This is a genomic window from Solirubrobacter deserti, from assembly GCF_027587175.1.
In the GTDB taxonomy this organism is placed as follows: domain Bacteria; phylum Actinomycetota; class Thermoleophilia; order Solirubrobacterales; family Solirubrobacteraceae; genus Solirubrobacter; species Solirubrobacter deserti.
Map to the genome: position 1 here is coordinate 1 of NZ_JAPCID010000041.1, position 25,831 is coordinate 25,831.

Here is a 25,831-nt window from a genome sequence, read left to right on the forward strand (position 1 = left end):
GCGCCGCCCACTCGGCCCGCGAGGACGGCCGCGCCGCCCACTCGCCGGCCCACGCCGACGGCCGCGCCGCGCACTCGCCGCATCGCGCCGCGCCCGCGCGGCTCGCCGCCCCCGCCGACGACGCGCCCACCCTCCTGCGCGGCCCTGCGATCCGCACCACCGCGGTGGCGGTCCTGATCGCCCAGGGCGGCGACGGCCTGCACTACCGGGACTGGTACGAGCTGGTCCGACGTGAGGGTTACGAGGTCGCGGGGAAGGACCCGCTGGCGGTGTTCCTCACCCAGATCTCGCGCTCGCCCGCGGTGCGCAAGGGCGCCCGACCGGGCGAATACGTGCTCGACCGCGGCGCGCGTGCCACCCTGGCAGAACGTCTGGAGCACCTGAACCGCGCCCTCGCCGCTCTGCCCCAGCAGACGAGCGACCTGACCGAGCTGCGCAGCCGCCGCGCGCAGCTGACGTCGGAGATCGCCAAGACCGAGAAGGCGCTCGAGGAACTCGAGACGGCGGCGGCATGACGATCCGACCCGCCACCGCCGCGGACGCCGCGCAGATCGTCGCGATCTACAACCACGGGATCGCCGAGCGCCAGGCGACGTTCGAGACGCGCCCGCGCAGCACCGACGACGTCGCGGAGTGGCTCGCCGCCCGGCGCCCGTTCCTGGTCGCCACCGACGGCGACGCGGTCCTCGGGTTCGCCCGCGTCTCCGCCTACTCCACCCGCGCGGCGTACGCGGGCGTCGGCGAGCACACGGTGTACGTCTCGCACACCGCGCGCGGGCGCGGCGTCGGCGTCGCGCTCCTGAACGCGCTGGCGGACGCCGCCACCCAGGCGGGCTACCACAAGCTCACGAGCCGGGTGTTCGCCACCAACGCCGCCTCGCTGGCGCTGCACCGCAAGGCGGGCTTCACCGAGGTCGGCGTCCAGCGCCGCCACGCGCAGCTCGACGGGGAGTGGAAGGACACCGTGCTGGTGGAGCGCCTGCTCGGCGAGGCCGCCAACTACCCTCTCACCCCGTAATGGCTTCCGCTCCTCCTCCGGCCGGCGGCGGCGCAGGCCGGTCGCTCACGATCGTGTTCGAGTCGGGCCGGCGCGTGGCGCCGGACGCGCTGCGGATCAACCCCGCGGGCGCCACCCTGGAAGTCGGCGGCTTCTTCCACACGCCGCTCAAGCTCACGCTCGGCCAGCTGCACCTCGGCATGATCGACCGCGGCCCGGCCACGCCCAAGGGCGACACGGGCCGCTTCCCGATCCTCAAGCGCCTCAGCGCCACCAGCGTCGTCCCGCGCGAGCAGGGCATCGAGGGCTGGCTGTGGACGACCACGGGCGGCTCGGCGCTCACGGTCCTGGGCGACGAGGACGCGGCGCCCTCGGGCGCGATCCTGTTCACCAAGCCGCTCACGGCCGAGCAGCTCAAGCCCACGATGGAGCCGAAGGCCTACGAGGCGCTGATCGCCCGCTCGCCACTCGGGGAGCCGGCGATCCCCGGCATCCTGTTCCGCGCGGCCGAGCCGTCCAACGCGGAGACCGCGTTCCGCACGTACGGGCTGCTGCGGCCGCTCACGGATCGCGAGGTCCCACCGGTGATGCGGCGGTCGCTGCCGACCGACCGGCCGGCGGACCCGAGCATCGCCGCCGCGCCCGCCCCGCGCGGCACGTCGGTGGCCCCGCCCGGCTTCTGAGTACCCTGCACCACCGATGGAGCACGATCCAGGCACCTGCACCGCCTGCCGCGGCAGCGGCGAGCTGATCTCCGGCCTCGGCGGCGAGCCGCACCGCGTGCGCTGCCCGTGGTGCGAGGGCACCGGGCGCTTCGACGCCACCCGCGACGCCCAGGCGCCGGCCCGCGAGGGCCACCCCGCCGACAGCCCGCGCTAAAGCGCCGCGGCTCCCGGCCGATCATCCGGGAACGCATGCGTCGCCTCCGCGCCGAAGAGGGCTACTCGCTCGTCGAACTGATGGTCGTCGTGCTGATCGTCGGCGTGCTCGCCGCCGTCGCCGTGCCGACCCTGCTCGGCCAGCGGGCCAAGGCGCAGGACACGGGCGCGAAGGCCGCGACCGTCACGGCGGCCAAGGCGGCGATCGCCTTCGGCACCGACCGCGGCGGCTTCGAGGACGCCACGCCGGAGGACCTCGCGCGGGTCGAGAAGTCGCTCGCCGACGCCCGCGGCCTGCGGGTCGAGGGCGCGAGCCGCACGTTCACGGTCAGCGTGGACTCGGCCAGCGGCACCACGTTCTCGATCGCGCGCGCCGAGGGCGGCGAGATCACGCGCGACTGCACCCCCGCGGGCAGCGGCGGCTGCCGCGAGACGGCGGACGCGCGCGGCAACCGTTGGTGAGGCGTCCGGGCCAGACCCCATCCCACTCAACCCGCGTGGCGGAGCGGCCGATGAAGGACGTGATGAACCACGCTCGCCACCAGGACGGCTTCGCCCTCATCGAGGTGATCGTCTCCGCCGCGGTGCTCGCGGTGCTCGCGCTCGCGGTGCTGTCGGGCCTGGACGGCGCCGGCCACGCCAGCGCGCGCGAACGTGCCCGCGCGCAGGCCTCGGCGCTCGCCGAACAGGATCAGGAGCGGCTGCGCTCGATCAACTTCGAATCGCTGGTCGACGGCAAGGTGCCGCAGACCGGCGCGGTCAAGGTCGCCGACGACAAGGCCAGCTACACGGTCACGTCCGAGGTGCAGTGGATCACCGATGACGACACCGGCGTGCCGGCGTGCGGCGACAAGTCCTACCGGGCGACGGAGTACGCGAAGCTGATCTCGACGGTCACGTCGAACATCGTCGGCGTGCGCATGAAGCCGGTGCGCGTGGAGTCGATGATGGCCACGCGGGCCTCGCGCGCCGCCAGCACCGGCACGCTGACCGTGCGCGTGAAGGCCGGGCGTCCGGAGCGGGTCGCGAACCTGACGGTCCGGGCGACGCACGCCACCACCAACGCCGTCGTCACGGCGCAGACCAATGCCAAGGGCTGCGCGCTGTTCCGCTCGATCCCGATCGGCGAGTACACGGTCTCGCTCAACACGTCCGGCTACGTCGACGATCGGGCGAGCCAGTACACCGAGACGAAGGCGACCGTCAGCCCGAGCACGGTGACCCCGACGTCGCTGATCTACGACCGCTCGGTGAACATGAGCGTCGACATCAAGACGATCAAACCGGGCGCGACCTTCTCCACGACCACCGCGAGCCGGCCCTCGAAGGCCGACAGCGTCGCCGACAACGCCGCCTCCGCCGGCTCGCTGCGCGCCTACGCGCCCAGCGCCGGCGGGTTCACGAGCAACATCAAGCCGACCGGCCTGTTCCCGTTCGAGTCCTCGTACGCGTTCTTCGCCGGCGCCTGCGTCTACCAGAGCCCGACCAAGGCGAACCCGACGCTCAACCAGAACTACTTCGAGACCACGAACCCGGCCGCGGTCGTCAAGGGAGACCCGGCGGCGTTCCAGCCGCAGAGCGCGACGGTCTACCAGCCCGCCCTGAACCTGCGCGTGCGCGCCGGCTCGTCGACGAACACGCCGCCGGCGACCTTCGACGCCGCCGCGAGCCAGCTCGAGCTCAAGCTGACGCTGCCGGCCCCGAGCGGCGACAGCTGCACCGACATCACGAACATGACGATGCGGCTGGCGTCGTGGCCGACCGCCGTCTGGGGCGAGCAACCGACCACGCCCGCGGGCATGACGGCGACGGGCTACGTCTGGCAGCCCAGCGCCACCGGCGAGTTCGACCCGGGGATGCCGTTCGGCGTCTACCGCCTCTGCCTGCGCGACGGCGCGACCAGCCCCTCCCGCTGGTGGGCCAACGGCACCGCCTCCGCGCCGGTCGCGCCGACCTACGACAACACGAACCCGAGCGGCCGCGCCGACACGATGGAGATCCCGCCGCGCACCACCGGCACGGGCTCGAGCACCGTCGCGCCGCTCTGGACCACGACCCGGCCGGCGGGCTGCTGATGCGCCGCCTGCGCACCGAGGAACGCGGCTTCACGCTCATCGAGGTGCTGACCGCGATGACGATCGGTCTGATCGTCTCGTTCGCGGTCTTCTCGCTGGTGGAGGTCGTCATGCGCCGCTCGGCCGACATCAGTACGCGCGTCGACACGACTCAGCGCGCCCGCACGGCCATGGACCAGATCACGCGCCAGCTGCGCTCGCAGGTGTGCACGCAGCGCGCCGGTGCGGCGGAGGGCCGCACGATCGACGCCGCCTCGCCGACGTCGATCTCCGTCTACGCCGACTTCAGCGACGAGACGCTCAACACCAGCGGCCAGCTACCGGCACCGGACCTGCGCAAGATCGCCTTCGACCCGGTCACGCGGGCGCTCACCGAAACGGTGACCAAGGGCACGCGTGACTCGGTCGGCTACGTCGTCTACGGCACCGCCGGCACCACGCGGCGGATCCTGGGCAACGTCGCCGCGACGTACTTCGCCGACGCGCCGGCCAACACGCTGCCGGTCGTCTTCCGCTACTTCCGGTATCCGAACACCACCGCGACGCTCAAGGAGCCGACCGAGGAGATCGCGCCCCTGCAGAACCGCGCACTCACGGCGGACGAGCTCAACGACGTCGCGCGGATCGAGATCAGCTACCGCGCACTCAACAACCGCGGCCAGCGCGCGGGCTCCACCGTGCTCGAGAACAGCGTCTACGTGCGCACCTTCACCCCGAACAACCCCGACCAGGTGAACCCGCAATGCAAGGCCTACTAGGACGTATCGACAGCCGGGCCGAGCACGGCTTCTCCATGATCCTGACGGTCATGGCGATGTTCATCATCTCGATGTTCGTCGCCGCGTCGTACGTGGCCGTCACGGGTGACATGCGGCTCTCGGCGATCGCCCAAGACCGCAAGGCCTCGCAGTCCGGCGCCGAGGCCGGTGCCGACTACTACCTGAACCGGCTGCGTCAGGACCCGGATTTCTGGACCAAGTGCGACACGCTCGGCCCGCTGGACTCCACGGACCCGACCAAGAACCCGATCAACCAGCTGTGGGACGGCGAGGGCCCGGACCCGCGCGTGTGGCGCTCGCTCCCGAACAGCTCGGAGGAGTACACGATCGAGCTGATCCCGGCCGCCGGCTACGACGAGTGCATCCCGAACAAGCAGGAGTCGTTCATCGATCTCGAGACCGGGACGTTCCGGATCAAGATCACGGCTCGCTCGCGCAAGGGCGACCCGCGCCCGCGGACGCTGATCGTCACCTACGCGCGTGACTCGTTCCTGAACTACATCTACTTCACGGACTACGAGAACCTCGATCCCGCGGCCTTCGCGAGCGCCACCGACCGGGCCAAGCAGACCACCAACTGCGCCAACCGCTACCGCTCGGCGCGTGCGGGCAAGGGCTGCGCCGAGATCCAGTTCGCGACCGGCGACTCCATCAACGGCCCGTTGCACACCAACGACGAGAACCTCTTCATCTGCGGCTCGCCGGTGTTCGGCCGCACGAAGAACCAGGACGGCTCGAGCCGGGCGACGCTGACCGACACCGTCGAGGTGTCCGGCCCGCCCGAGGGTTACGTGGCCAACCCGAACGGCAGCGGCTGCGCGAACACCCCGGTCATCCAGACCGCCGGTGGCCAGCGCAAGTTCGTCACCCGCGCGAAGCGGCTGATGCTGCCGTCCTCGAACTCGGAGCTGGCGACCTATGCGGCCAACAGCGGCAACCTCTACACGGGCGTGACGTCGATCCGCCTGCGCGGCACGGTCATGGACGTCACCAACAACGGGACCACGACGACCAAGACATGGCCGACCAACGGCGTGCTCTACGTCAAGAACGGCAACTCGTGCGAGCCGGAGTTCCCGACCGCGGCCGACTACAACGAGCCGGCCAGTTGCGGCAACGTCTACGTGAGCGGGACCTACTCGCGGCCGCTGACGATCGCCGCGGCCAACGACGTGATCATCCGCCCGACGTCGTCCACCTCGCCGACGGACGCGAACATCACCCAGGTCGGGACCGACAGCGCGACCCTCGGGCTGATCGCCAACAACTTCGTGCGCGTCTCGCATCGCGTGGCCTCGGACTGCAAGTCCAACCTGTCCCCGGTGCTGAACAACGTGACGATCGAGGCCGCGATCCTCGCCCTGCAGCACTCGTTCATCGTCGACAACCACAACTGCGGCCCGGCGCTGAGCAAGCTGACCGTCAACGGAGCGATCGTGCAGAAGTACCGCGGTCCGGTGGGCACCGGCTCGGGCGCGAGCATCGCCACGGGCTACGCCAAGAACTACTGGTACGACGACCGGTTCCGGTTCCGCAGTCCGCCGTACTTCCTCGTGCCGGACGAGTCGGCCTGGAACCCCGTGCGCACGCACGAGGTCGTCGGGTAGCTAACGGATCGTCAGGGTGCCGATCTGCCGCTCGTCGTCGACGAGCAGCGGGTAGGTGCCCGGCGTCTCCGCCATCAGCGTGAAGCGGGCCGGCAGGCCGGTCTCGAAGACGTCGGACTGAAGGCCGGTGAGCGCGACGCGCCCCGGCCCTTCGCCTTCTACGACGATCTCCACGTCGTCGCCGAGCGTGGCCTCGATGGTCTGGGGGCTCGCGTCGCCGTCGGCCGAGAGCGTCGCCGTGACGTCGAACTCGTCGGGGTCGGAGAGCAGCGCGCCCGGCGTGGAGGAGGGCCCCGCAGTGCCGCGTTGGGCCGTCCGCGGCGGCGACACGGTGACCACGAGGACCATCAGACCCACGATCGCGAGCACCAGGAGCGTCATCCGTCGGGTCATCACCCCATGTGAGGTTAGACGGGGGTAAAGCTGCTCGCACGGGGTGCCGATACAGGGACTAGCCAGACCGAGGTGTCAAAAGGCAAATCGCCCGCGAGGGCGAGACGCAAAGCCATCGGGGCTCCAGCGGATCTGGAGTCGGCCGGGCTGCCACTTCCGGCAGAACGGGACCGAGGACCTGGCAAGACACAACCGCCTTACAGGCCCAACGATCCCTTCAGGAGGGACATCCCACATGCTCCACAAGCTTCGCGCGCGTATGCAGGACGAGAAGGGCTTCACGCTCATCGAGCTCCTGGTCGTCATCCTGATCATCGGCGTCCTCGCCGCGATCGCCCTCCCCGCGTTCCTCAACCAGCGCGAGAAGGCGCAGGACTCGACCGCCAAGAGCGACGTCCGCACCGCCCAGACCGCGATGGAGACCTGGTACACGGACAACCAGTCCTACACCGACGTCACCGAGGCCGAGCTCAAGAAGATCGAGCCGGCGCTCAACAACGCCGCCACGCTCAAGATCGAGGCCAAGGGCGCCGACGGCTACACCATCTCCGTCGAGTCCAAGGGCTCGAACGTGAACACGTTCAAGATCGTCAACGCGGCGGGCACCGTGTCCCGCACCTGCGCCACCAAGACCGGCGCGGTCAAGGGCAAGGGCGGCTGCCCCACCTCCGGCAGCTGGTAGTCCCCGACACCATCTGATGTTCCTCCGCGAAGCGGGCCCTCGGGCCCGCTTCGTTCGTTTAAGCGCTCGGGTCCAGGCTGTATCAAGTCGGACAGCGGGTATGACGATGAATTGATCGTGTTCCGTAAAAAGCGTTCCCCCCAGAGCAGCGTCGTCGGGCTCGAGCTCGACGCGGGCCATCTTGCCGCCGCTGAAGTCAGCGTCGAAGGCACCCTCACGCTGACCCGCGGTGCGGTCGCCGAGCTCGAGCCCGGCGTGATCCGCGACGGCGAGGTCGCCGACCCCATCGCCCTGGCGGAGGCGCTGAAGACGCTCTTCGCCGACAACGAGCTGCCCAAGACGGTCCGGCTGGGCATCGCCCACCAGCGCATCGTCGTGCGCACGCTCGACCTGCCGACGGTGATCGACGATCCCAAGGCGCTGAGCGCGGCCGTCAAGGAGGCCGCGCCCGACCACATCCCGATGCCGATGGAGGAAGCCGTCCTGGACTTCCAGTCGCTCGGCACGGTCGAGACGCCGCTCGGCCCGCGCACGCGCGTCGTCGTCGTCGCCGTCCGCAAGGAGATGGTCGAGCGCGTCGCCGCCGCCGTCGACGGCGCCGGCCTGGAGATCGCGGGGATCGACCTGTCCGCGTTCGGCATGGTCCGCGCGCTCGCGTCCGAGCATGAGGGCGCGGTCCTCTACATCAACGTCGGCGGCCTGACCAACGTGGCCGTGGCGACCAAGGACGCCTGCCTGTTCACGCGCGCTTCGGCGGGTGGCGTGGAGACGATCGCCCACTCGCTCGCCGACCGGCGCGGGCTCACGCTCGAGCACGCCCGCGCGTGGATGTCGCACGTCGGCCTCGTCGCGCCGCTGGACGGCGTCGAAGGCGACATGGACCTCGTGTCGGCCACGCGGTCCGCGCTCGAGGACGGCGTGCGCGAGCTCGCCGACGGGATCCGCACGTCGCTGAACTTCTACCGCACGCAGGACGCGGCGCAGCCCGTGGATCTGGGCGTCGTGACCGGCCCGGCGATCGCGATCCCGGGCTTCGTCGAGAAGCTCAGCGAGGCGCTGCACCTGCCGCTGGAGGCGCGCGTGGTCGAGCACACCGACGACACCGAGAACGCCGGGCGCCTCACCATCGCCGCCGGCCTCGCCGTTGCCGAGCGGCCCTAGAACGCACCGCTTGCCGCCGTCCGCCACACTGCACGCCGCATGAGCGTGTGCCGTCAGGGAATCCCTCGGTAGCGATTTCGCAATGAGCGTCGGTGTGGCGGCCGCGGCGGCCGCGGTCTTCGGAGCGATCATCGGCTCCTTCCTGAACGTGGTGGCCTATCGGCTGCCGCGCAAGGAGTCCGTGCTGCACCCGCCGTCGCGCTGCCCCGAGTGCGGGACGCCGATCAAGCCCTACGACAACGTGCCCGTGCTGGGCTGGCTGTGGCTGCGCGGCAAGTGCCGGGCGTGCGGGGCGAGGATCTCGCCGCGCTACCCGATCATCGAGGCGCTCACGGGCGTGCTGTGCGCCTTGTGCGTGCTCGTCTACGGCGCCGACAATGACGTGTGGGCGCCGCTGCTGTTCGTCCTGTTACTCGTCCCGATCACGCTGATCGACCTCGAGCACCACATCATCCCGAACGTCCTGACACTGATCGGGGCGGTCGGAGCGGTGGCGCTGCTGATCGCGTTCAACTCGGATTCGCTCGTCGAGCATCTGATCGCGGCCGTGGCCGCCGGCGGGTTCTTCCTGCTGGCCGCGATTGTCTACCCGGCCGGCATGGGCATGGGCGACGTCAAGCTGGCGGCGGTGATGGGCCTGTTGCTGGGCCGGGCGGTCGTCCCCGCGATCTTCGCCGCGCTGATCGCCGGCACGCTGATCGGCGGCGCGATCATCGCGCGCTACGGGATGGCCGAGGGCCGCAAGAAGGGCATCCCGTTCGGCCCGTGGCTCGCGTTCGGCAGCCTCGTCGGCCTGTTCGCCGGCGACGAGCTCGTCGACTGGTACCTGGATACGTTCACCTAGGGTGGCGGCCCTACCTGGTTCAAGACGCGATCTCGCGCTGCCGATACCAGGGACGTGAAAGCCGTCAACCTCCTTCCTCCCGACACGCGCGGCGCGTCCAAGTCGTCCGCCGAGCTTGCCGTTGGCCCGGAGGCCAAGGGCGGCACGGGTGCATTCGTCGTCGTCGGCGTGCTCGCCGCCTGCGTGGCAGGCGTGGCGGGCCTCGTCCTGACCGACAACACCATCAAGCAGCGCCAGGCCGACCTCGATCACGCCGCTCAGCAGCAGCAGGCGCTCCAGGCGCAGGTCGCCCAGCTCAAGCCGTACGCGGACTTCGACGCCGCCGCCAAGGCCCGCGTCCAGACCGTTCGCGACCTCGCCGGCTCGCGCTTCGACTGGGAGCAGGCGCTGCGCGACCTTTCGCGCGCCATCCCGCAGGACGTGACGCTCAGGCAGCTCAGCGGTGACATCTCGACCGACGCCGGCGGCCAGGGCGGCACGCTCCGCGGCGCGATCTCCGCGCCCGCCATCACGCTCACCGGCTGCGCCCCGGGCCAGACGCAGGTCGCTCGCCTGATGGCGCGCCTGCGCGACATCGACGGCGTCACGCGCGTCTCGCTGTCGAGCTCCACGGCCGAGAAGGTCGAGGCCTCGTCCGACGGCACCGAGCGCTCCCGGCGCGTGTCGATGCCGTGCGGCTCGGGCAAGCGCCCGGCGTTCGAGCTGGTCATGTTCTTCGAGGGCGACGCCGCCAAGGTCGGCGTGACGCCGGTCACCGCGACCGGCTCGGTCAGCGAGACCCCCACGCCCGCGCCCAGCGCCACCGCCACGGCCACGGCCACGCCCGGGACCAGCAGCACCGACGGCACCACCACGACCACCACCACGACCGACGGGGCGACGAAGTGAGCCGTACCTACAAGATGCTGCTCGTGGCCGTCGTGGCGCTGCTCGCCGTGGGCGGCTACTGGAAGATGGCCCTGGCGCCCAAGCGCGCGCAGGTCGCCGACCTCGACGAGCAGATCGCGGTGGCCCAGGCGCAGCTGGCGCAGTCCCAGGCGCTGGTGAGCACCTACCGCGGCGCCCAGAAGGCCTACAAGGTCAACTACGAGACGGTCGTCCGCCTCGGCAAGGCCGTCCCGACCGACGACGACACGCGCTCGCTGCTGGTCCAGCTCGACACGTCCGCCAAGCGCGCCGGCGTCGACTTCGACACTGTGAACGTCAACGGTGGCGGCGGCTCGTCCTCGTCCACCGAGGCCAGCACGACGCCGGGCGCCGTGAACGCCGGCGCGTTCTCCGCCATGCCGTTCGCGTTCGGCTTCACCGGCACGTTCGCGTCCCTGGGCGACTTCCTCGCCCGCATGGAGCGCTTCGTCACGCTCAAGGGCGACAAGATCGAGGTCAACGGTCGCCTCGTCCGCATCGAGAACCTCACGCTCGCGCCCGCCGAGAGCGGCTGGCCCGGCCTGCAGGCGCAGGTCGGCGCGAGCGCCTACATCGTCCCGGAGACGACCGACGTCAACGGCGGCACGACCGCCGGCACGGGCTCCACCCAGACGTCGACCACGACCACGACCACCACGACGCCGGCCGCCACGGACGGCCAGGGCGGGACCGAGATCCGATGAACCTGATCACCGATACCTGGCGCGGGCTGGTCCGGCGCAAGCTGTGGCCCGTCGCGCTGCTCCTGGTGGGCGCGCTGGTGGCGGTGCCGATGTTCCTCGCGAAGGAGCCGGAGGTCACTCCCGCTCCCGCGAACGCCCAGGCGCAGGTCGAGGGCCTGCCCGCGACCTACGTGACCGCCGCCACCGAGGACAGCGCTCTCGAGGAAGATGCGACGAGCAAGCGCCATCGTGCGCTGGGGGCCGAGAAGGACCCGTTCGAGCCGGCGCCGCTGCCCAAGGCCAAGAAGAAGAAGACCAAGAAAGCGACGAAGACCTCGACGGCGAAGACCGAGCCGGCGGCGACCGAGACCGACAGCGCCAAGACCGAGCCGTCCACCGGTTCGGGTGACGCCGGCGGCGGTGCGTCCGAGCCGAGCGCTCCCGTGGCGACGCCCACCCCGACCGCCACGCCGACGCCGGCGCCGGACAACTCGGTGCGCGTGCGCTTCACGCGCGTCGAGGAGACCACGGCCGACGAGCTGCCCGCCGTCACGGTGGAGGAGCTCTCCGTCCTCCCGGACGAAGAGAACCCGGTGGTCGTCTTCCAGGGCCTCGAGAAGAAGGGCAAGATCGCGGTCTTCGAGCTCACCGGCAACGCGACGGTCGAGGGCGACGGCGAGTGCGAGCCCTCGCCCACGGACTGCCGGATCGTGCGGCTGCGCGCCGGCGAGACCGTCTTCATCACGGTCAAGGACACCGGCGAGGAGACCGACGCGCAGTACCAGCTCGACCTCGTGAAGATCAACCGCTGAGCGGGGGGTCCGGGGGGCGGCAGCCCCCTGGGGAAAATCTGCGGCGGGAGCCGAGGATGCGGAAGGCGGGCCCTGTGCCCGCCTTCGCCCTTTCTAGGATCTCCCGCGTGCCATTGCACGTCGTCACCGCCGGCGAATCACACGGGCCGGGCCTCACCACCATCGTGGAGGGCCTGCCCGCGGGCTTGCAGCTCTCTCAGGAAGCGATCGATCGCGACCTCGCGCGCCGCCAGCTCGGCCACGGCCGAGGTGGGCGGATGAAGATCGAGAAGGACGCCGCGTCCGTCACCTCGGGCGTCCGTCACGGACGGACGCTGGGCGGGCCGATCGCGCTTCAGGTCGCCAACCGCGACTACAAGAACTGGGAAGAGCGGATGAACCCGTGGCCGGTGGAGAACGCCGTGCCCGAGGTGCACCTGCCGCGCCCGGGGCACGCGGACCTCGCGGGCGTGCAGAAGTTCGGTTTCACGGACGTCCGCAACGTGCTCGAGCGGGCCTCCGCGCGCGAGACGGCCGCACGCGTGGCCGGCGGGGCGCTGGCCAAGGAGTTCTTGCGGGCGCTGGGCGTGTCCGTGGTTTCGCACGTCACCCAGATCGGGTCGGTGCGCGCGCCGGAGCGCTCGGACGAGCCGGTGCTGGCGGACTTCGACGCCGTCGACGAGTCGCCCGTCCGCTGCCTGGACGCCGAGGCGACGAAGGCGATGGTCAACGAGATCAACGTCCTGCGCAAGCAGAACGAGTCGATCGGCGGGATCTTCGAGCTGCGCGCGTACGGGCTCGTGCCCGGGCTGGGCTCGCACGTGTCCTGGACGCAGCGGATGGACGGGCTGATCGCGGGCGCGCTGCTGTCGATTCAGGCGGCGAAGGGCGTCGGGCTCGGCGACGGGTTCGACCTCGCGGGGCGCCCCGGCTCGGAGGCCCACGACGAGATCTTCTACTCCTCCGAGCGCGGCTACTACCGCGAGACCAACCGGTCCGGCGGGCTCGAGGGCGGCATGACGACGGGCGAGCCGCTGGTGGCGCGCGTCGCGATGAAGCCGATCCCGACGCTGACCAAGCCACTGCGCTCGGTCGACATCGCGACCAAGGAGCCCTCGCAGGCGCTGCGCGAGCGCACCGACTCCTGCGTCGTCCCGGCCGCGGGCGTCGTGGGGGAGGCGATGCTCGCGATCGTGCTCGCGGGCGCGTACCGGGACAAGTTCGGCGGCGACCACATCGACGACGTGAAGGCCGCCGTGAGCGCATACTGCTCGCGAATCGGATGGAAGCCTCGGCCCTAGTCTTCATCGGCTTCATGGGCGCCGGCAAGACGACCGGCGCCCGTGCGGCGGCCGCGGCGCTCGGCGTGCGCGCGGTCGACACCGACCGCGAGCTCGAGCAGCGGCTCGGCACCTCGATCGAGGAGTACTTCGCCTCGCACGGCGAGCGCGCGTTCCGCGAGGTCGAGGAAGACGTCGTCGCCGAGGTGCTGGAGACGGTGCCGGCGCCGGTGATCTCGCTCGGCGGCGGGTCGATCACCTCGGCCCGGGTGCGCGACCTGCTGACCCGGCACACGGTCGTGATGCTCGACGTCGACGAGCCGACGGCGTGGCGCCGCGCGGGCGGCAAGAAGCGCCCGCTGGCGCGCGACCGCGAGCGCTTCGCGGCACTGCACGCCGAGCGCGCGCCCCAGTACGAGGCGCTGGCCGACGCGGTGCTGCTGGACGGCAGCGCGGAGACGATCCGGCGCGCGGCGGGGGCGCTGCGGCGGATCCCGGGCGGCGTGAAGGTCATCTGGGCCGTCGCGGGCGAGCACACCTACCCCGTGTACGTCGGCGACGTCCTGGACGGCGCGTTCTGGCCGCTGCGGGGTCGCCGCTTCCTGCTCTCGGACGAGTCGGTCGCGCCGCTGTACGGCGACCGCGTGCCCGACGCGCTCGGCCCGTTCGTCATGCCCGCGGGCGAGGAGGCCAAGACGCTCGCCAACGCCGAGGTGCTGCTGCGCGCCGTGGCTGCGGCCGGGATGGACCATGACGACCACGTCGCCGCTTTGGGTGGCGGGGTCGTGGGCGACGTGGCCGGGTTCTGCGCGGCGGTCTACCAGCGCGGCGTCGGCGTGGTGCAGGTGCCGACGACGCTGGTGGCGCAGGTCGATTCGGCCTACGGCGGAAAGACCGGCGTGGACCTGCCCGAGGGCAAGAACTACGTGGGCGCGTATCACCAGCCGCGGGCGGTGCTCGCGGACCCGCGGACGCTGTCGACCTTGCCGCGCGAGGAGCTCGCCGCGGGCTGGGCCGAGGTGATCAAGACGGCGCTGATCGCCGGCGGGCCGCTGTGGGCGCGTGTGCGCCGCGGGGCGCAGGACGTGGACCGCGACCTGGTGCTGGCGTGCGCGCGCACCAAGCTGGCCGTGGTCGCGCGCGACGAGCGCGACGCCGGGCGCCGGCAGGTGCTCAACCTCGGCCACACCGTCGGCCACGCGATCGAGACTGCCACGGGCTACGCGCGCTACCGGCACGGCGAGGCGGTCGGGCTGGGGCTGCTCGCGGCGCTCAGGCTGTCCGGCCAGGACGGCCTGCGGGCCGAGGTCGCCGAGCTGCTGGAGACGCACGGGCTGCCGACGCGCGTGGACGCCGGCATCGACGAGGACGCGATCATCGCCGCCGCCCAGCGCGACAAGAAGCGCCGCGGCGGGCGCGTGGGCTTCGTCGTGGTGGAGGCGCCCGGTGACGTGCGGACGGGCGTGCCGATGGACGAGGGCGACGTCCGCGCCGCCGTCCGGGAGCTGCGATGAAGCACCGCGTCGCCGTCCTGCACGGGATCAACCTCGACGCGCTGGACCGGCGCCCGGCGCAGCACTATGGCGGGCTCACCTACACGCAGCTCGAGCAGCGGATCACCGCCTTCGGGCGCGAGCTCGGCTTGACCGTGGCGTGCTTTCAGTCCAACCACGAGGGCGAGTTCGTCGAGGAGCTGCACAAGACGCCCGACTACGCGGACGGGATCGTCATCAACCCGGGCGCGTGGACGCACTACGCGTGGTCGCTGCGCGACGCGGTGGAGATCGCCGGGCTGCCGACGATCGAGGTGCACCTGAGCGACGTGGACGCCCGCGAGGCATTCCGGCAGGTGTCGGTGCTGGAGGGCGTGCGCGCCGGCAAGGTCTCCGGTCGCGGGCCGGACGGCTACCGCGACGCGCTGGCGCTGCTCAAGGAGGCGTGGTGAGCCGCGCGGACCGGGTGGCCGGGAAGGTGGACCAGGTCGACGCGCTGCTGGTGACCGAGCCGGCGAACCTGCGCTACGTCACCGGTTTCACGGGCTCGAACGGGTTCGCGGTGGTCGGGCGCGACGTGCGTCGCTTCGTCACCGACTTCCGTTACGTCGAGCAGGCCAAGCTCGAGGTGCCCGACTTCGACCGCGAGCAGGGGCCGCAGGAGCTGTTCGCCGCGTTGAAGGGGTTCTCGGGGCGGCTCGGGTTCGACGACGCGCACCTGTCGGTCAAGCAGCACCGGCGGCTGGGGGAGCTGCTGCCGGACGTCGAGCTGGTGCCGCTGGCGAGCGTGGTCGAAGGCGTGCGGGCGGTCAAGGAGCCGGGGGAGATCCTGCGCATCTCCGCGGCCGCCGCGCTCGTGGACGAGATCTACGGCTGGCTGCTCGAGGTCGGGCTCGTCGGCCGCACGGAGCGTGACGTCGCCGTCGCGCTCGAGCACGAGATGCGCGTGCGCGGCGCGTCGGGGCCGTCGTTCCCGTCCATCGTCGCGTCCGCCGAGCACGGCGCGCTGCCGCACGCGCAGCCGCGCGAGGTCGAGATCGCGCGCGACACGCTCGTCACGATCGACATCGGCGCGGTGCTCGACGGCTACTGCTCGGACTGCACGCGCACGTGGGCGACGGGCGACGTGTCGGACGAGCTGGCCGAGATCCACGCGCTGGTGCTGCGCGCGCAGGTGACGGCACTGGATGAGGTCCGGCCCGGCCCGCTCGGGCGCGAGCTCGACGCCGTCGCACGCGACATCATCACCGCCGCCGGCCACGGCGACCACTTCGGGCACGGGCTGGGGCATGGCGTCGGCCTCGTCACCCACGAGGCGCCGCGCCTGGCGCGCACCGCGGAGGTGGCGCTGGAGCCGGGGCACGTCGTCACCGTCGAGCCGGGCGTCTACGTGCCAGGCGTGGGCGGTGTGCGGATCGAGGATCTCGTGGTCGTCACCGAGAGCGGACGGGACGTGCTCTCGCACGCGTCGAAGGAACTCCTGACCGCCGACTAGGGTCATCACCCCACCGACCACGGCTCAAGGCGGTCGGCGGATCGGTCGATACCGGGAGCGATGGTATTTCGACCCCGCACCCGCCAGCTGCGCCGCGCCGTGGCCGTGGCCGCGCTCGGCGCGCTCGTCGTGCCCGCCACGGCGGGCGCGGCGACGAAAAAGACGCCGGTGATCACCAAGGTGACGCCGAAGACGGCCTACGTCGGCGCGAAGCTGACGATCACGGGCAAGCACTTCAAGCGCGGCAAGGCCAAGAACAGCGTGCTGTTCCGCCGCGACGGCGGCAAGGCCCTGTTCGTCAAGGCCGACGTCAGCACGACCAAGAAGCTCACGGTCGTCCTGCCGAAGTCGCTCGAGAAGTACATGCTGACCCAGGGCGGCCAGCCGACCGTGACGCGGTTCCGCGTGCGCGTGCTCGCCGGCAAGCTCGGCAAGGCCTTCACCTCGGTCAAGGAGTCCCCGCTGATCGCGCCGGAGCGGATCGCCGACGCCGGTGGCGGCGCGGGCGGCGTCTCGGACGGCGCGGGCATCCCGCCGGCTCCGGACGGCGACTGCGACGGCGACCGCACCCTCAACAGCGCCGACGCCGACGACGACAACGACCTGCTGCCGGACCCGCTCGAGCTCTCCCTCAAGCTCGACCCGTGCGTCGGCGACACCGACGGCGACGGCGTCGAGGATGGCTTCGAGTACCAGTCCGCGATCGACCTCAACAACGACGACTACCAGGCGCCGAACACGGCCATCCCGTTCCCGGCGAAGACCCCGTACCCGAACCCGCTGTTCAAGGACGCGGACGTCGACTACGACGGCGACAGCCTCACGCTCGACGACGAGTACAAGCTCTGGAAGTACACGTACGAGGTCAACTTCACCGCGTCGCGCACGCTGACGCCGCTGTCGTACACGGACGGGGCGCAGTACTCGCTGTCGCAGCTCACGGGTGGCAACGGCCGCCGCCAGCCGACGCAGCTGGTGGCCACGTACGCCCCGCCGCAGACGTTCCGCACCTGGCTGGCGACCTACGGCTTCGAGTCCGTCACGCTGCGGTCGGTCCCGGGCATCTTCTCGGACCCGATGACCGAGGGCGTCCTGGAGACGCACAACATCACCAACATGGACCGCGTCGGAGGCACCACGCCCGACTACTGGAACGTCGAGAGCGACCTCTACGTCTCCGACAACGAGCGTGACGAGGACGCCGACGGCCTGACCAACTACCACGAGGTCTCCGGTCCGATGACCCGGGACTGGTGGGAGGCCTGCTACTCCAACGAGAACGCGTACCCGATCAAGTACGCGGGCACGAAGGCCTACGACAACGACAGCGACGGCGACGGCATCGTCGACGGCGCCGACGACCAGGACTTCGACGACGTGCCGAACATCATGGAGCTCAGCCGCAGCCTGGCCGGCAACTACCCGATCCAGGCGGCCAACTGCGACACGGGCTCCGCGATCCACGACTCGTCGGTCCCGAACAAGGCGCTCGTGAACCCGTTCAACCCGTGCCTGCCGGATCGCTTCTCGCGGACGTGCCCGATCCACCCGACCATCGGGCAGAAGTACCCGCCGTTCGACACCGAGTGGGAGCCGCTCGTCCTCAACTAGCCGAGTTCTCGAGGGCCCGCTCGGTGCGGGCCCTCGTCATCTCGGCGGTCAGCTTCGGGGCGCCGTTGAGCGTCTGGAAGACCACGCAGTAGCGCTCCGTCAGCTTGAGCAGCGTGGCCAGCTGCTCGTCGTCAGCGGGCGTGTCGACCTCGAAGCGCAGGCGGATGTCGGAGAAGCCGACCGCCGCCTCCCGGTCGACGCCCAGCGTGCCGCGGAAGTCCAGGTCGCCCTCGGCGAACACGCGCCCCTCGGTGATCGGCACCTCGATCGCGGTCGCGACCGCCTGCAGCGTGACGCCGGCGCACGCGACCAGCGCCTCCAGCAGCATGTCGCCCGAGCACAGCAGGCTGCCGTCGCCGCCCGTCAGCGGGTGCAGGCCGGCCTGGGCGATCGCGCGGCCCGTCTCGACGTTGCAGCTGACGCCGTCACCCACCGTCCCCTTGGCCTTCAGCGTGATGAAGGCCTCGTTCGGGTCTTCCTTGTAGCGGCTCTTCAGCGGTGCCTGGAGCGCGCGCAGCTCGTCGCGGTTCATGGGTTGAGGGTAAGCGACCAGGTCTGTGCGACGTGTTCGTGGCCGAACGCGTTCTCGGGCTCTTCGTGCGTGAGCGTGAAGCCGGCGCGCTCATACAGGCGGCGCGCGCTGTGCAGGTGTGCGTTGGTGTAGAGCGTCAGTGTGCGGTAGCCGCGCGTGCGGGCGTGGCGGACCACCTGGCCGACGAGGGCGCCGCCGACGCCCTTCCCGCGGGCCTTGGGCTCGACGAGCAGCGTCCGCAGCTTGGCGGTGGCTGCGTCGACGTGGACGCACAGGATCGCGCCGACGCGCTCGCCGTCGATCGTGGCGATCCAGGCGCGGTCGGTGGCCGGGTCGAAGTCGGCGGCAATGCGGGCGACGAGCCGCTCGAAGCTCTGGTCGTAGCCGTACTCGCGCCCGTAGAGCTCGCCGTGGCGCTGCACCATCCAGCCGAGGTCGCCGGGCTCGGGGTCGCGCAGCGTCAGCGTGCCCTGGGGCTCGATCGCGCTCTGCAGGCTCCGCATCGCCTCCACCACGCCGGCGGCGTCGCCGAGCTCGTCGAGCACCGCGCCGACCTGCTGCGCGGACTCGGCGTCCATCTGCGCGAACCGCTCCCGGCCCTTGTCGGTCAGGCGCACGAGCTGCCGGCGGGCGTCGGCGGGGGAGACGTGGCGGCTCGCGAGCCCTTGCTCCTCGAGCTTCGCGATGACGCGGCTGAGTTGACCCGCGTCGATGCGCAGCGCCTGTTTGAGCGCGGCCACCTCCTCGGTGCCCTGGCCGAGCTCGTACAGCACCCGCACCTCAGGCAGCGGGCGGGCGTAGCTGCCGCGTGTGAGTCCCATCTTGGCCGTGTAGAAGCGGTTGAACGCGCGCACGGCCTCGACGTGTTCCGTCGTCGCCATGCTTGACAGTGTCAACTATTTCGTTGACTCAGTCAACTCCTGGCCGTCGTCCTCCCAGACGAGCTTCGCGCCGAGGTGGCCCGTGCGGATCGTGAAGCCGATCGCGGACACCGCCATCAGGACCGCGACCACCCGCAGCGCGACGTTGGCCGCGCCGCGCTTGGCCCACAGCAGCGCGACCAGCGCGGCCGTGAGGAGGGCCATGGTGAAGCGGACGGTCTCGCCGGCACCTTGGTGGTCCTTCATCGTGGGGTCGCCCTGGAGACGCGGCTTGCTCTCCAGGAAGGCCTCGCCCGCGCCGACGGTGAGCAGCGTGGCGGCGAGGGTGACGACCGCGAAGGCCGCGAGCGGGACGCCGAACCAACCGGGCTTGGCGACCGCGATCAGCGTCGCGAGGCCCAGCAGCGGGACGAAGACGACGGGCACGTGAAGGATGAGCGGGTGCGCGGGCAGGCCGAACGCGCTGCTGATCTGGACCGGCCACAGCACAAGGCTCAGCACGGCGGCGCCGACGACGAACGGCCGAAGGTCTCTCATCAGCGCCAGGTTCGCAGCAACGGCCACACGATGCGCAGAACGCGCGTGAAGGCCGAGCGTTCCAGCCGGTCAGGGGTGTCGCAGGCGGTGTGCCGGCACGGCTCGCTGGGGACGCCGAGCTTGGCCGCGGGCGCCCCGGCGCGAGCGAGCTCGCGGTGGTCGGAGTTGCCCTCGCCACGTGGGTCGCGCACCCAGCGCACGCCGGGCTTCATCAGCCGCCGTTCGACGTTCGCGCGCGGGCTCGAAGCCGTGCTGTGCAGGTCGAACTTCGAGCCGCGGCCCACTTCGTCGAGCGAGAGCGCGAGCCGGACGTCCTTCAGGCGGTCGATGCGTCGCAACCGCGTGACGAGCGCGGAGGCGCCGAGGTGGTCGGGCGTGCCGGTGTACGGGCGCTCCTCGGCGCCGGTCGCGACCAGCCAGACGTCGCACGCGGGCGTGGGGTCGGTGGCGAGCGAGCGGGCCAGCGCGACCAGCGTGCCGACGCCGGACGCGTTGTCGTGCGCTCCGGGCGAGGGCGGGACGGTGTCCGCGTGCGCCATCGCGATCACCAGGCAGTCGCCCGGCGCGTCCCGGATGCCGATCACGTTGCGCGACCGGCCCTTGCCGGGGACGGTGAAGCGTTCGTACCCGACCCGCAGCCCGACGGCGCGGAACCGCGCCGCGACGCGCTGGTGCGCCTTGCGCTCGGCCGCGCTCGCGGCGGGCCGCTCGCCGTCGCGGGCGAGTGACACGGCGAAGGTGTACGCCTCGCTCCCGCTCGGCGCGGCGGCGAGGGCCGCGCAGCACAAAGTCGTTGCCAGCACGCGACGAATGTGCCACACAGGGCGTCTCAGCGCGCGCTGACCCGCGCCTCGCCCTCGGCCGCGTTGGCGTTGATGTCGGCGTAGACGGCGAGCGCCCGACCGTTGTTCATCATGCCCAACCCGGGCGGCTGCAGCCCGTCGTAGCCAGTCCCGCGCGAGGCGTCGTCGATCAGCTCGGGCGGCCCGAACGCGCCGTCGGGTCCGGTCAGGGAGGCGAACACGCCGAGGGGGCTGCCGTGCCCTTCGGGCCCGGGCGTCTCCCGCAGCCAGCTGACCGCGACGCCGTCGCCGACGCGGATCAGCGAGCCGATCGAGCCTGACGAGTCCAGCGCCACCGGCGGGCCGAACACCCCGGCCTGGTTCGCGATCGCCGCCGTCGGCACCGACACGCCGGGCCGCGCGGGCACCGTCCACGCCACCACGGGGCGGCCCGTGGCGTCGACCGTCGCCGCGATCGGCCCGCGCGGGTAGCCGACGAGGTCGCCCTCGGCCAACGAGACCGCGGGTCGCGGGCGGTTGGACCCGTTCGGCAGGATCGCGGCGGCCGCGTCCACGTGCCCGGTCGGCCCTTCCGTGACCGGGTACGCGCGCCAGGCGACGACCGCGATCCCCGGCTCCCCGGTGCCGACGACGATCTCCACGGGCCCGCGCTGCCCGCCGGGCGGCGCCACGCGCGCCTCCGCCGACGTCCAGCCCGTCTTCACGCGGATCACGCGCACGGCCAGCTGCCGGTCGCGCGAGTAGGCGACGATCGCCCGGTCGCCGGTGTCGATGCCGACGCCCACGATCGAGTCGGGGTCGATCCCGGTGTTCGCGAGCGTGCGGATCTCCGAGAAGCGCCCGCCGGCGGGGCGGTAGGAGACCTGGACCTCGTCCGAGCGGCCGCGCACGATGTGGCGCCAGGCGGCGATCGCCGCGCCGTCGGCGTTGACCGCCAGCTGCGGCACGGACGCGATCGATCGCGGCCCGCCGATCTCCCGCACGGCGCCGAGGGAGGAGAGGCCCGCGTCGCCGATCCGGTAGCCGAGCTGCCTTCGCTCGAGGTTGTCGCGGTCGGGGATGCGCGCGTCCAGCGTCAGCACGCGCGACTGGGCGTAGCGCGAGGCCGCCACGGCCGACCGCGAGGTGCGCACCCGCAGCGTCTGCGTCCCGTTCAGCGCGACCAGCACGCGCGAGTCCTCGCCGCCGCGCCACCACACGAGCTGCGGCCCGGCCTCGAACTTGCCCGCGCTGACGTGCGGGACGAAGCTCGCCTGGTCGAGCGTGTTGGCGTCCAGGCGCGGCGGAACGTCAGCCGCCGGGATCGCGACCGGTGGACTCCACGGCGGCGCCGCCGCCGCCGGAGCCGCGAGCGCAAGCATCGCGACGGTCCCACTAGCTACGCTCTTCAGCCGCACGCTGAGCCTGTTCGCCGAGGGGCTGATTCCCACGATCTCCACCAACCAGTTCAAGAACGGAAATCACATCGAGGTCGAAGGCACCGTCTTCAAGATCCTCGAGTTCCAGCACGTCAAGCCCGGGAAGGGCGGGGCGTTCGTCCGCACCAAGCTGCGCCGGGCGGCCGACGGGGCTGTGATCGATAGGACGTTCCGAGCGGGCGAGAAGTTTCGCCCGATCCACACCGAGGCGCGGAAGATGCAGTTCCTCTACGCCGACGGCACCGACGCGCACTTCATGGACGGTGAGACGTTCGAGCAGATCGCGCTCGCGGAGTCCAGCGTGGAGGAGTCGCTGAAGTACATCAAGCCGAACGAGACCGTCGACATGCTCTACATCGACGGCGAGCCGGCCGACATCCAGCTCAGCGCGAGCGTCGAGCTCGAGGTCACGCACACCGAGCCCGGCGTGCGTGGTGACACGGCTTCCGGCGGCGGCAACAAGCCGGCGACGCTGGAGACCGGCGCGACCGTGAACGTCCCGCTGTTCGTGAACATCGGGGACCGGATCAAGGTCGACACCCGCTCGGGCTCGTACATGTCGCGTGCGTAGGTCTGAGCAGCGTCGCGCGGCGGTTTTCGCCCTCTACCAGCACGACCTGACCAAGCGCCCGCTCGACGACGTGTTCGAGCGGGACGCGCTCCCGTTCACCCGCGCGCTCGCCCACGCGACCGCGGACTACACCGAGGAGCTCGACGGGCACATCGCCCGGCACGCGAAGAACTGGTCGCTGGACCGGATCGCGCCGCTGGAGAAGGCGATCCTGCGCACCGCGCTGCTCGAGATGCTGCACCCGGACGTGGTCGAGGCCGACACGCCGATCCCGCCCGAGGGCGCGATCGACGAGGCCGTCGAGACGGCGAAGGCGTTCTGCGGCGCCGAGGCGCCCGGTTTCGTCAACGGCATCCTCGCCGCCGTCATGCGGACTAGCATTCCCGACCCGAATGCCTCAGGACAGTCTTGAGCGCCTGATCGAGCGGCTCGAGCACGCCGCCGTCACGCTGCGCGCGGGTGAGCTGCCGACGGATCGCGCCGCCGCGCTCGTCGAGGAATGCGCGCGGGTCGCCGCCGAGGCGGGCGCCGAGCTGGATCGCCAGGTCCGCGCCGCGGACGTGCCCGTGGCCCCCGGCCAGATGGCGCTCAATTGACGCGCCCATCGAACCCGGCCGTGGCGTTCCCGGACCATCTCCGGACCGACATCGAGACCTATCTCGGGGGTCTGCGCTTCAGCGACGAGGCCGACACGGACGGGCTCGAGGAGGCGATGCGCTACTCGCTGCTGGCCGGTGGCAAGCGCATCCGGCCGGTGCTCGCGCTCGCGACCGCGCACGCCGTCGGGATGCCGACCGAGCACGTGCTCCCGCTGGCCGCCGCGCTCGAGCTCATCCACACCTACTCGCTGATCCACGACGACCTGCCGGCGATGGACGACGACTCGCTGCGGCGCGGGCGTCCAACGTGTCACGTGCGTTACGGCGAGGCGATCGCGATCCTCGCGGGCGACGCACTGTATGCCGAAGCGATGCGGCTGGTGCTGACAGAACAGCGGGGCGAGCCCGACCGGGTGCTGGCCGCGCTGGCCGAGCTGACGACGGCGTCGGGGGTCCGCGGCATGGTCGGCGGGCAGTTCATCGACATCCAGGGGCTCGAGAACGCGGGCGAGGAGAAGTTGCGCCGCCTGCACGAGCTCAAGACCGGCCGGCTGATCGGCGCCGCCATCGAATGCCCGCTGCTCTTGGCCGACGAGACGGTTCGCTCCACTACACTGGCTGACTTCCGTGCGTTCGCGTCAGAGCTCGGGGTCTTGTTCCAGATCGTCGACGACATCCTCGACGTGACCGGCACGGACGTCGCGCTCGGCAAGCCGCAGGGAAGCGATGAGCGTCACGGCAAGGTGACCTACGTGAGCCGCTACGGGCTTGACGGGGCCCGGGCCATGGCCGAAGAATCGCACCGCAACGCCCGGGCCGCGCTTGATCGGGCGGCTCCCGACAGTGCGGACGAGCTGAGACAGATCACCGACTTCATCGCCACCCGCACTTCATGACCTCACTTCTCTCCCGCATCGACCGGCCTCAGGACCTCCACGCGTTGTCGGAGGACGAGCTGCAGACCGTCGCGCAGGAGGTCCGTGAGCTGTTGATCGACACGGTCGGTGAGATCGGCGGGCACTTCGGCGCGAACCTCGGCACGTGCGAGATCGCGGTGGCGCTCCACTCGCTGATGGACTCGCCGCGCGACAAGGTCCTGTGGGACGTCGGCCACCAGGCCTACCCGCACAAGATCCTCACGGGGCGCCGCGATCAGCTCCCGACCATCCGGCAGTACGGCGGCCTGGCCCCGTTCTGTGCGCGCTTCGAGTCCGAGCACGACATCATGGGCGCCGGCCACGCCTCCACCTCGATCGGCTACGCCGTCGGGATCAAGGAGGCGATGCTCCGCGGCGCGACCGAGGACGGCAAGGTCGTCGCGGTCATCGGCGACGGGTCGATGACGGGCGGCGTCGCGTTCGAGGCCGTCTCGCAGGCCGGCGGCCTCGGGACCCCGATCGTCGTGATCCTCAACGACAACGGCATGTCGATCTCGCCGAACGTCGGCGCGTTGTCCCGCTACATGAACCGCGTCCGGCTGGACCCGGGGCTGTGGGAGGCGCGCGAGGGCGTCGAGGAGAAGCTCACCAAGCTGCCCGCGGGCATCGGCGCCGCGTTCGAGCGCCTCGGCCCGCGCTTCAAGGAGTCCGTCAAGGCCTTCTGGGCGCCCGGCCTGTGGTGGGAGGAGCTCGACTGGGCCTACCTCGGCGTGATCGACGGCCACGACGTGCGTGCCATGCGCCGCGCGCTGAAGACCGCCTTCGAGGCCGAGCGTCCCGTCGTCATCCACTGCGCGACCGTCAAGGGCAAGGGCTTCGCGCCCGCCGAGGACGGCGGCCTGGAGGGCATGGAGAAGTGGCATGCCGCCAAGCCGAAGTCGATCTCGCAGCGGATGCCCGCTCCGTCCCGTCCGTCGTCGACGCCCGCCCCGCCGCAGTACACGACCGTCTTCGGCGAGGCGTTGGTGCGCGAGTGCGAGCGCGACGAGCGCGTCATCGGCATCACCGCCGCGATGAACTCCGGCACCGGGCTCTCGATCCTGCAGAAGGCGATGCCCGACCGCTACTTCGACGTCGGCATCGCCGAGCAGCAGGCCGTGCTGTTCGCCGCGGGCGCCGCTCTGTCCGGGATGCGCCCGGTGGCGGCCATCTACAGCACCTTCCTGCAGCGCGCCTTCGACCAGATCGTCCACGACGTCTGCCTGCAGAAGCTGCCCGTCACCTTCTGCATGGACCGGAGCGGGCTGGTCGGCGACGACGGCCCGACCCACCACGGCGTCTTCGACATCGCCTACCTGCGCCCGCTGCCGAACATGACGCTGATGGCGCCGCGCGACGAGGCGATGCTCGTCCACATGCTCCACACGGCGCTGCAGATCGACGGCCCGGCCGCGCTGCGCTACCCGCGTGGGGCTGGCGTGGGCGTCGAGCTCCCGTCCGCGCCCGAGCTCATCCCGGTCGGCACCGGCGAGATCCTCCGCGAGGGTGAGCGCGTCGCGCTGGTCGGCTACGGCACCGGCGTCGGCAAGGCGCTCGGCGCCGCCGACCTGCTGGCCGAGCGCGGCATGGACGTCACCGTCGCCGACGCCCGCTTCTGCAAGCCGCTGGACAAGCTCCTGCTCGCCTCCCTGGCCGCCGACCACGATCTGCTCGTCACGGTCGAGGAAGGCGTCCTCCAGGGCGGCTTCGGCACCGCCGTCTGGGAGTCCTTCGCCGACGAGGGCGCCGTCGCGCCGCGCATCCTGCGCGTCGGCCTGCCGGACGCCTACGTCACCCACGGCGCCCCGGCCCTCCTGCACGAAGAGGTCGGCTTCACCGCCGAGGCGATCGCCGCCCGCGTCGAGGCCGCGGTCCTCGACCGCCTGGGCGTCTAGACG

General features: G+C 71.6%; 29 protein-coding genes, 1 pseudogene and 1 riboswitch. Of the genes and pseudogenes, 24 read left to right on the forward strand and 6 right to left on the reverse strand.

Going from position 1 to position 25,831, the window contains the following annotated elements:
• The 8 genes and pseudogenes from OJ962_RS23535 to OJ962_RS23570 form a co-directional block, all read left to right on the forward strand.
• A pseudogene (locus OJ962_RS23535) lies at positions 1-515 on the forward strand (hypothetical protein); the annotation flags it as partial.
• Positions 512-1,018, forward strand: a complete 507-nt coding sequence (locus OJ962_RS23540) for an arsinothricin resistance N-acetyltransferase ArsN1 family A (protein ID WP_202954213.1) — start codon at positions 512-514, stop codon at positions 1,016-1,018. The pseudogene OJ962_RS23535 and the gene OJ962_RS23540, both read left to right, overlap by 4 nt.
• Positions 1,018-1,680, forward strand: a complete 663-nt coding sequence (locus OJ962_RS23545; protein ID WP_202954214.1) for a hypothetical protein — start codon at positions 1,018-1,020, stop codon at positions 1,678-1,680. Before OJ962_RS23540 ends, OJ962_RS23545 begins: the two co-directional genes overlap by 1 nt.
• A gap of 16 nt (positions 1,681-1,696) precedes the next feature.
• Positions 1,697-1,876, forward strand: coding sequence for a hypothetical protein (locus OJ962_RS23550; protein ID WP_202954215.1), 180 nt, complete (start codon positions 1,697-1,699; stop codon positions 1,874-1,876).
• Between the two features lie 35 nt (positions 1,877-1,911).
• On the forward strand, positions 1,912-2,337 hold the full coding sequence (locus tag OJ962_RS23555) for a type IV pilin protein (RefSeq protein WP_202954216.1): 426 nt from the start codon (positions 1,912-1,914) through the stop codon (positions 2,335-2,337).
• Between the two features lie 50 nt (positions 2,338-2,387).
• Positions 2,388-3,950 (forward strand): carboxypeptidase-like regulatory domain-containing protein, encoded by a 1,563-nt coding sequence (locus OJ962_RS23560; protein ID WP_202954217.1) that lies wholly within the window; start codon positions 2,388-2,390, stop codon positions 3,948-3,950.
• Positions 3,950-4,708 carry a prepilin-type N-terminal cleavage/methylation domain-containing protein gene (locus OJ962_RS23565; RefSeq protein ID WP_202954218.1) on the forward strand — a complete coding sequence of 253 codons (759 nt, stop codon included), beginning with the start codon at positions 3,950-3,952 and terminating at the stop codon, positions 4,706-4,708. The genes OJ962_RS23560 and OJ962_RS23565 overlap by 1 nt, the downstream gene beginning before the upstream one ends.
• 35 nt (positions 4,709-4,743) lie before the next feature.
• Positions 4,744-6,336, forward strand: a complete 1,593-nt coding sequence (locus tag OJ962_RS23570; RefSeq protein WP_202954219.1) for a hypothetical protein — start codon at positions 4,744-4,746, stop codon at positions 6,334-6,336.
• On the opposite strand, the gene OJ962_RS23575 is transcribed toward OJ962_RS23570, so the two are convergent.
• Complete coding sequence (locus tag OJ962_RS23575; RefSeq protein ID WP_202954220.1) at positions 6,337-6,729, reverse strand: hypothetical protein; 393 nt, start codon at positions 6,727-6,729, stop codon at positions 6,337-6,339.
• Positions 6,730-6,800: 71 nt separating this feature from the next.
• Positions 6,801-6,884, forward strand: a riboswitch (cyclic di-GMP riboswitch).
• An 80-nt stretch (positions 6,885-6,964) separates the two neighbouring features.
• Here OJ962_RS23575 and OJ962_RS23580 point away from each other — a divergent pair.
• From OJ962_RS23580 to OJ962_RS23630, 11 genes are all read left to right on the forward strand, one after another.
• A complete protein-coding gene (locus tag OJ962_RS23580; RefSeq protein WP_202954221.1) occupies positions 6,965-7,411 on the forward strand; it encodes a type IV pilin protein in 447 nt (148 codons plus the stop codon).
• A gap of 117 nt (positions 7,412-7,528) precedes the next feature.
• A complete protein-coding gene (gene pilM / locus OJ962_RS23585) occupies positions 7,529-8,572 on the forward strand; it encodes a pilus assembly protein PilM (RefSeq protein WP_202954222.1) in 1,044 nt (347 codons plus the stop codon).
• Positions 8,573-8,654: 82 nt separating this feature from the next.
• On the forward strand, positions 8,655-9,416 hold the full coding sequence (locus OJ962_RS23590; RefSeq protein WP_202954223.1) for a prepilin peptidase: 762 nt from the start codon (positions 8,655-8,657) through the stop codon (positions 9,414-9,416).
• A 54-nt stretch (positions 9,417-9,470) separates the two neighbouring features.
• Positions 9,471-10,304 (forward strand): PilN domain-containing protein, encoded by an 834-nt coding sequence (locus OJ962_RS23595; RefSeq protein WP_202954224.1) that lies wholly within the window; start codon positions 9,471-9,473, stop codon positions 10,302-10,304.
• The gene (locus OJ962_RS23600; RefSeq protein WP_202954225.1) at positions 10,301-11,026 is read left to right on the forward strand and encodes a hypothetical protein; all 726 of its coding nucleotides are present in this window, start codon (positions 10,301-10,303) and stop codon (positions 11,024-11,026) included. Before OJ962_RS23595 ends, OJ962_RS23600 begins: the two co-directional genes overlap by 4 nt.
• Positions 11,023-11,817 carry a hypothetical protein gene (locus tag OJ962_RS23605; protein WP_202954226.1) on the forward strand — a complete coding sequence of 265 codons (795 nt, stop codon included), beginning with the start codon at positions 11,023-11,025 and terminating at the stop codon, positions 11,815-11,817. The genes OJ962_RS23600 and OJ962_RS23605 overlap by 4 nt, the downstream gene beginning before the upstream one ends.
• A gap of 107 nt (positions 11,818-11,924) precedes the next feature.
• On the forward strand, positions 11,925-13,097 hold the full coding sequence (aroC, locus tag OJ962_RS23610) for a chorismate synthase (RefSeq protein WP_270006642.1): 1,173 nt from the start codon (positions 11,925-11,927) through the stop codon (positions 13,095-13,097).
• Positions 13,079-14,590: a bifunctional shikimate kinase/3-dehydroquinate synthase gene (locus OJ962_RS23615; RefSeq protein WP_202954227.1), complete on the forward strand. Its 1,512-nt coding sequence runs from the start codon at positions 13,079-13,081 to the stop codon at positions 14,588-14,590. Before aroC ends, OJ962_RS23615 begins: the two co-directional genes overlap by 19 nt.
• On the forward strand, positions 14,587-15,021 hold the full coding sequence (locus OJ962_RS23620) for a type II 3-dehydroquinate dehydratase (RefSeq protein WP_202954228.1): 435 nt from the start codon (positions 14,587-14,589) through the stop codon (positions 15,019-15,021). The genes OJ962_RS23615 and OJ962_RS23620 overlap by 4 nt, the downstream gene beginning before the upstream one ends.
• A complete protein-coding gene (locus tag OJ962_RS23625; RefSeq protein WP_270006643.1) occupies positions 15,018-16,064 on the forward strand; it encodes a M24 family metallopeptidase in 1,047 nt (348 codons plus the stop codon). The genes OJ962_RS23620 and OJ962_RS23625 overlap by 4 nt, the downstream gene beginning before the upstream one ends.
• Before the next feature lie 60 nt (positions 16,065-16,124).
• Positions 16,125-17,675, forward strand: coding sequence for an IPT/TIG domain-containing protein (locus OJ962_RS23630; RefSeq protein ID WP_202954230.1), 1,551 nt, complete (start codon positions 16,125-16,127; stop codon positions 17,673-17,675).
• Here OJ962_RS23630 and OJ962_RS23635 read toward each other — a convergent pair.
• Genes OJ962_RS23635 through OJ962_RS23655 form a run of 5 tightly spaced genes read right to left on the reverse strand, consistent with a single transcriptional unit; the run spans position 17,668 to position 21,789 of the window.
• On the reverse strand, positions 17,668-18,207 hold the full coding sequence (locus tag OJ962_RS23635; RefSeq protein ID WP_202954231.1) for an OsmC family protein: 540 nt from the start codon (positions 18,205-18,207) through the stop codon (positions 17,668-17,670). The two genes, OJ962_RS23630 and OJ962_RS23635, sit on opposite strands and share 8 nt — an antisense overlap.
• The gene (locus tag OJ962_RS23640; protein WP_202954232.1) at positions 18,204-19,088 is read right to left on the reverse strand and encodes a bifunctional helix-turn-helix transcriptional regulator/GNAT family N-acetyltransferase; all 885 of its coding nucleotides are present in this window, start codon (positions 19,086-19,088) and stop codon (positions 18,204-18,206) included. The genes OJ962_RS23635 and OJ962_RS23640 overlap by 4 nt, the downstream gene beginning before the upstream one ends.
• Before the next feature lie 15 nt (positions 19,089-19,103).
• On the reverse strand, positions 19,104-19,625 hold the full coding sequence (locus OJ962_RS23645; RefSeq protein ID WP_202954233.1) for a DUF2231 domain-containing protein: 522 nt from the start codon (positions 19,623-19,625) through the stop codon (positions 19,104-19,106).
• Positions 19,625-20,428 (reverse strand): M28 family metallopeptidase, encoded by an 804-nt coding sequence (locus OJ962_RS23650; protein WP_202954234.1) that lies wholly within the window; start codon positions 20,426-20,428, stop codon positions 19,625-19,627. Before OJ962_RS23650 ends, OJ962_RS23645 begins: the two co-directional genes overlap by 1 nt.
• Positions 20,429-20,454: 26 nt before the next feature.
• The gene (locus tag OJ962_RS23655) at positions 20,455-21,789 is read right to left on the reverse strand and encodes a hypothetical protein (protein ID WP_202954235.1); all 1,335 of its coding nucleotides are present in this window, start codon (positions 21,787-21,789) and stop codon (positions 20,455-20,457) included.
• A 61-nt stretch (positions 21,790-21,850) separates the two neighbouring features.
• Here OJ962_RS23655 and efp point away from each other — a divergent pair, with 61 nt between their 5' ends.
• Genes efp through dxs form a run of 5 tightly spaced genes read left to right on the forward strand, consistent with a single transcriptional unit; the run spans position 21,851 to position 25,828 of the window.
• Positions 21,851-22,417 carry an elongation factor P gene (gene efp, locus OJ962_RS23660; RefSeq protein WP_407697537.1) on the forward strand — a complete coding sequence of 189 codons (567 nt, stop codon included), beginning with the start codon at positions 21,851-21,853 and terminating at the stop codon, positions 22,415-22,417.
• A complete protein-coding gene (gene nusB / locus OJ962_RS23665; RefSeq protein WP_202954236.1) occupies positions 22,410-22,829 on the forward strand; it encodes a transcription antitermination protein NusB in 420 nt (139 codons plus the stop codon). The genes efp and nusB overlap by 8 nt, the downstream gene beginning before the upstream one ends.
• Positions 22,810-23,013: a hypothetical protein gene (locus OJ962_RS23670; protein ID WP_202954237.1), complete on the forward strand. Its 204-nt coding sequence runs from the start codon at positions 22,810-22,812 to the stop codon at positions 23,011-23,013. The genes nusB and OJ962_RS23670 overlap by 20 nt, the downstream gene beginning before the upstream one ends.
• Positions 23,014-23,033: 20 nt before the next feature.
• On the forward strand, positions 23,034-23,912 hold the full coding sequence (locus tag OJ962_RS23675) for a polyprenyl synthetase family protein (protein WP_322101343.1): 879 nt from the start codon (positions 23,034-23,036) through the stop codon (positions 23,910-23,912).
• Positions 23,909-25,828 (forward strand): 1-deoxy-D-xylulose-5-phosphate synthase, encoded by a 1,920-nt coding sequence (gene dxs / locus OJ962_RS23680; protein WP_202954239.1) that lies wholly within the window; start codon positions 23,909-23,911, stop codon positions 25,826-25,828. Before OJ962_RS23675 ends, dxs begins: the two co-directional genes overlap by 4 nt.
• Positions 25,829-25,831 lie beyond the last annotated feature (3 nt).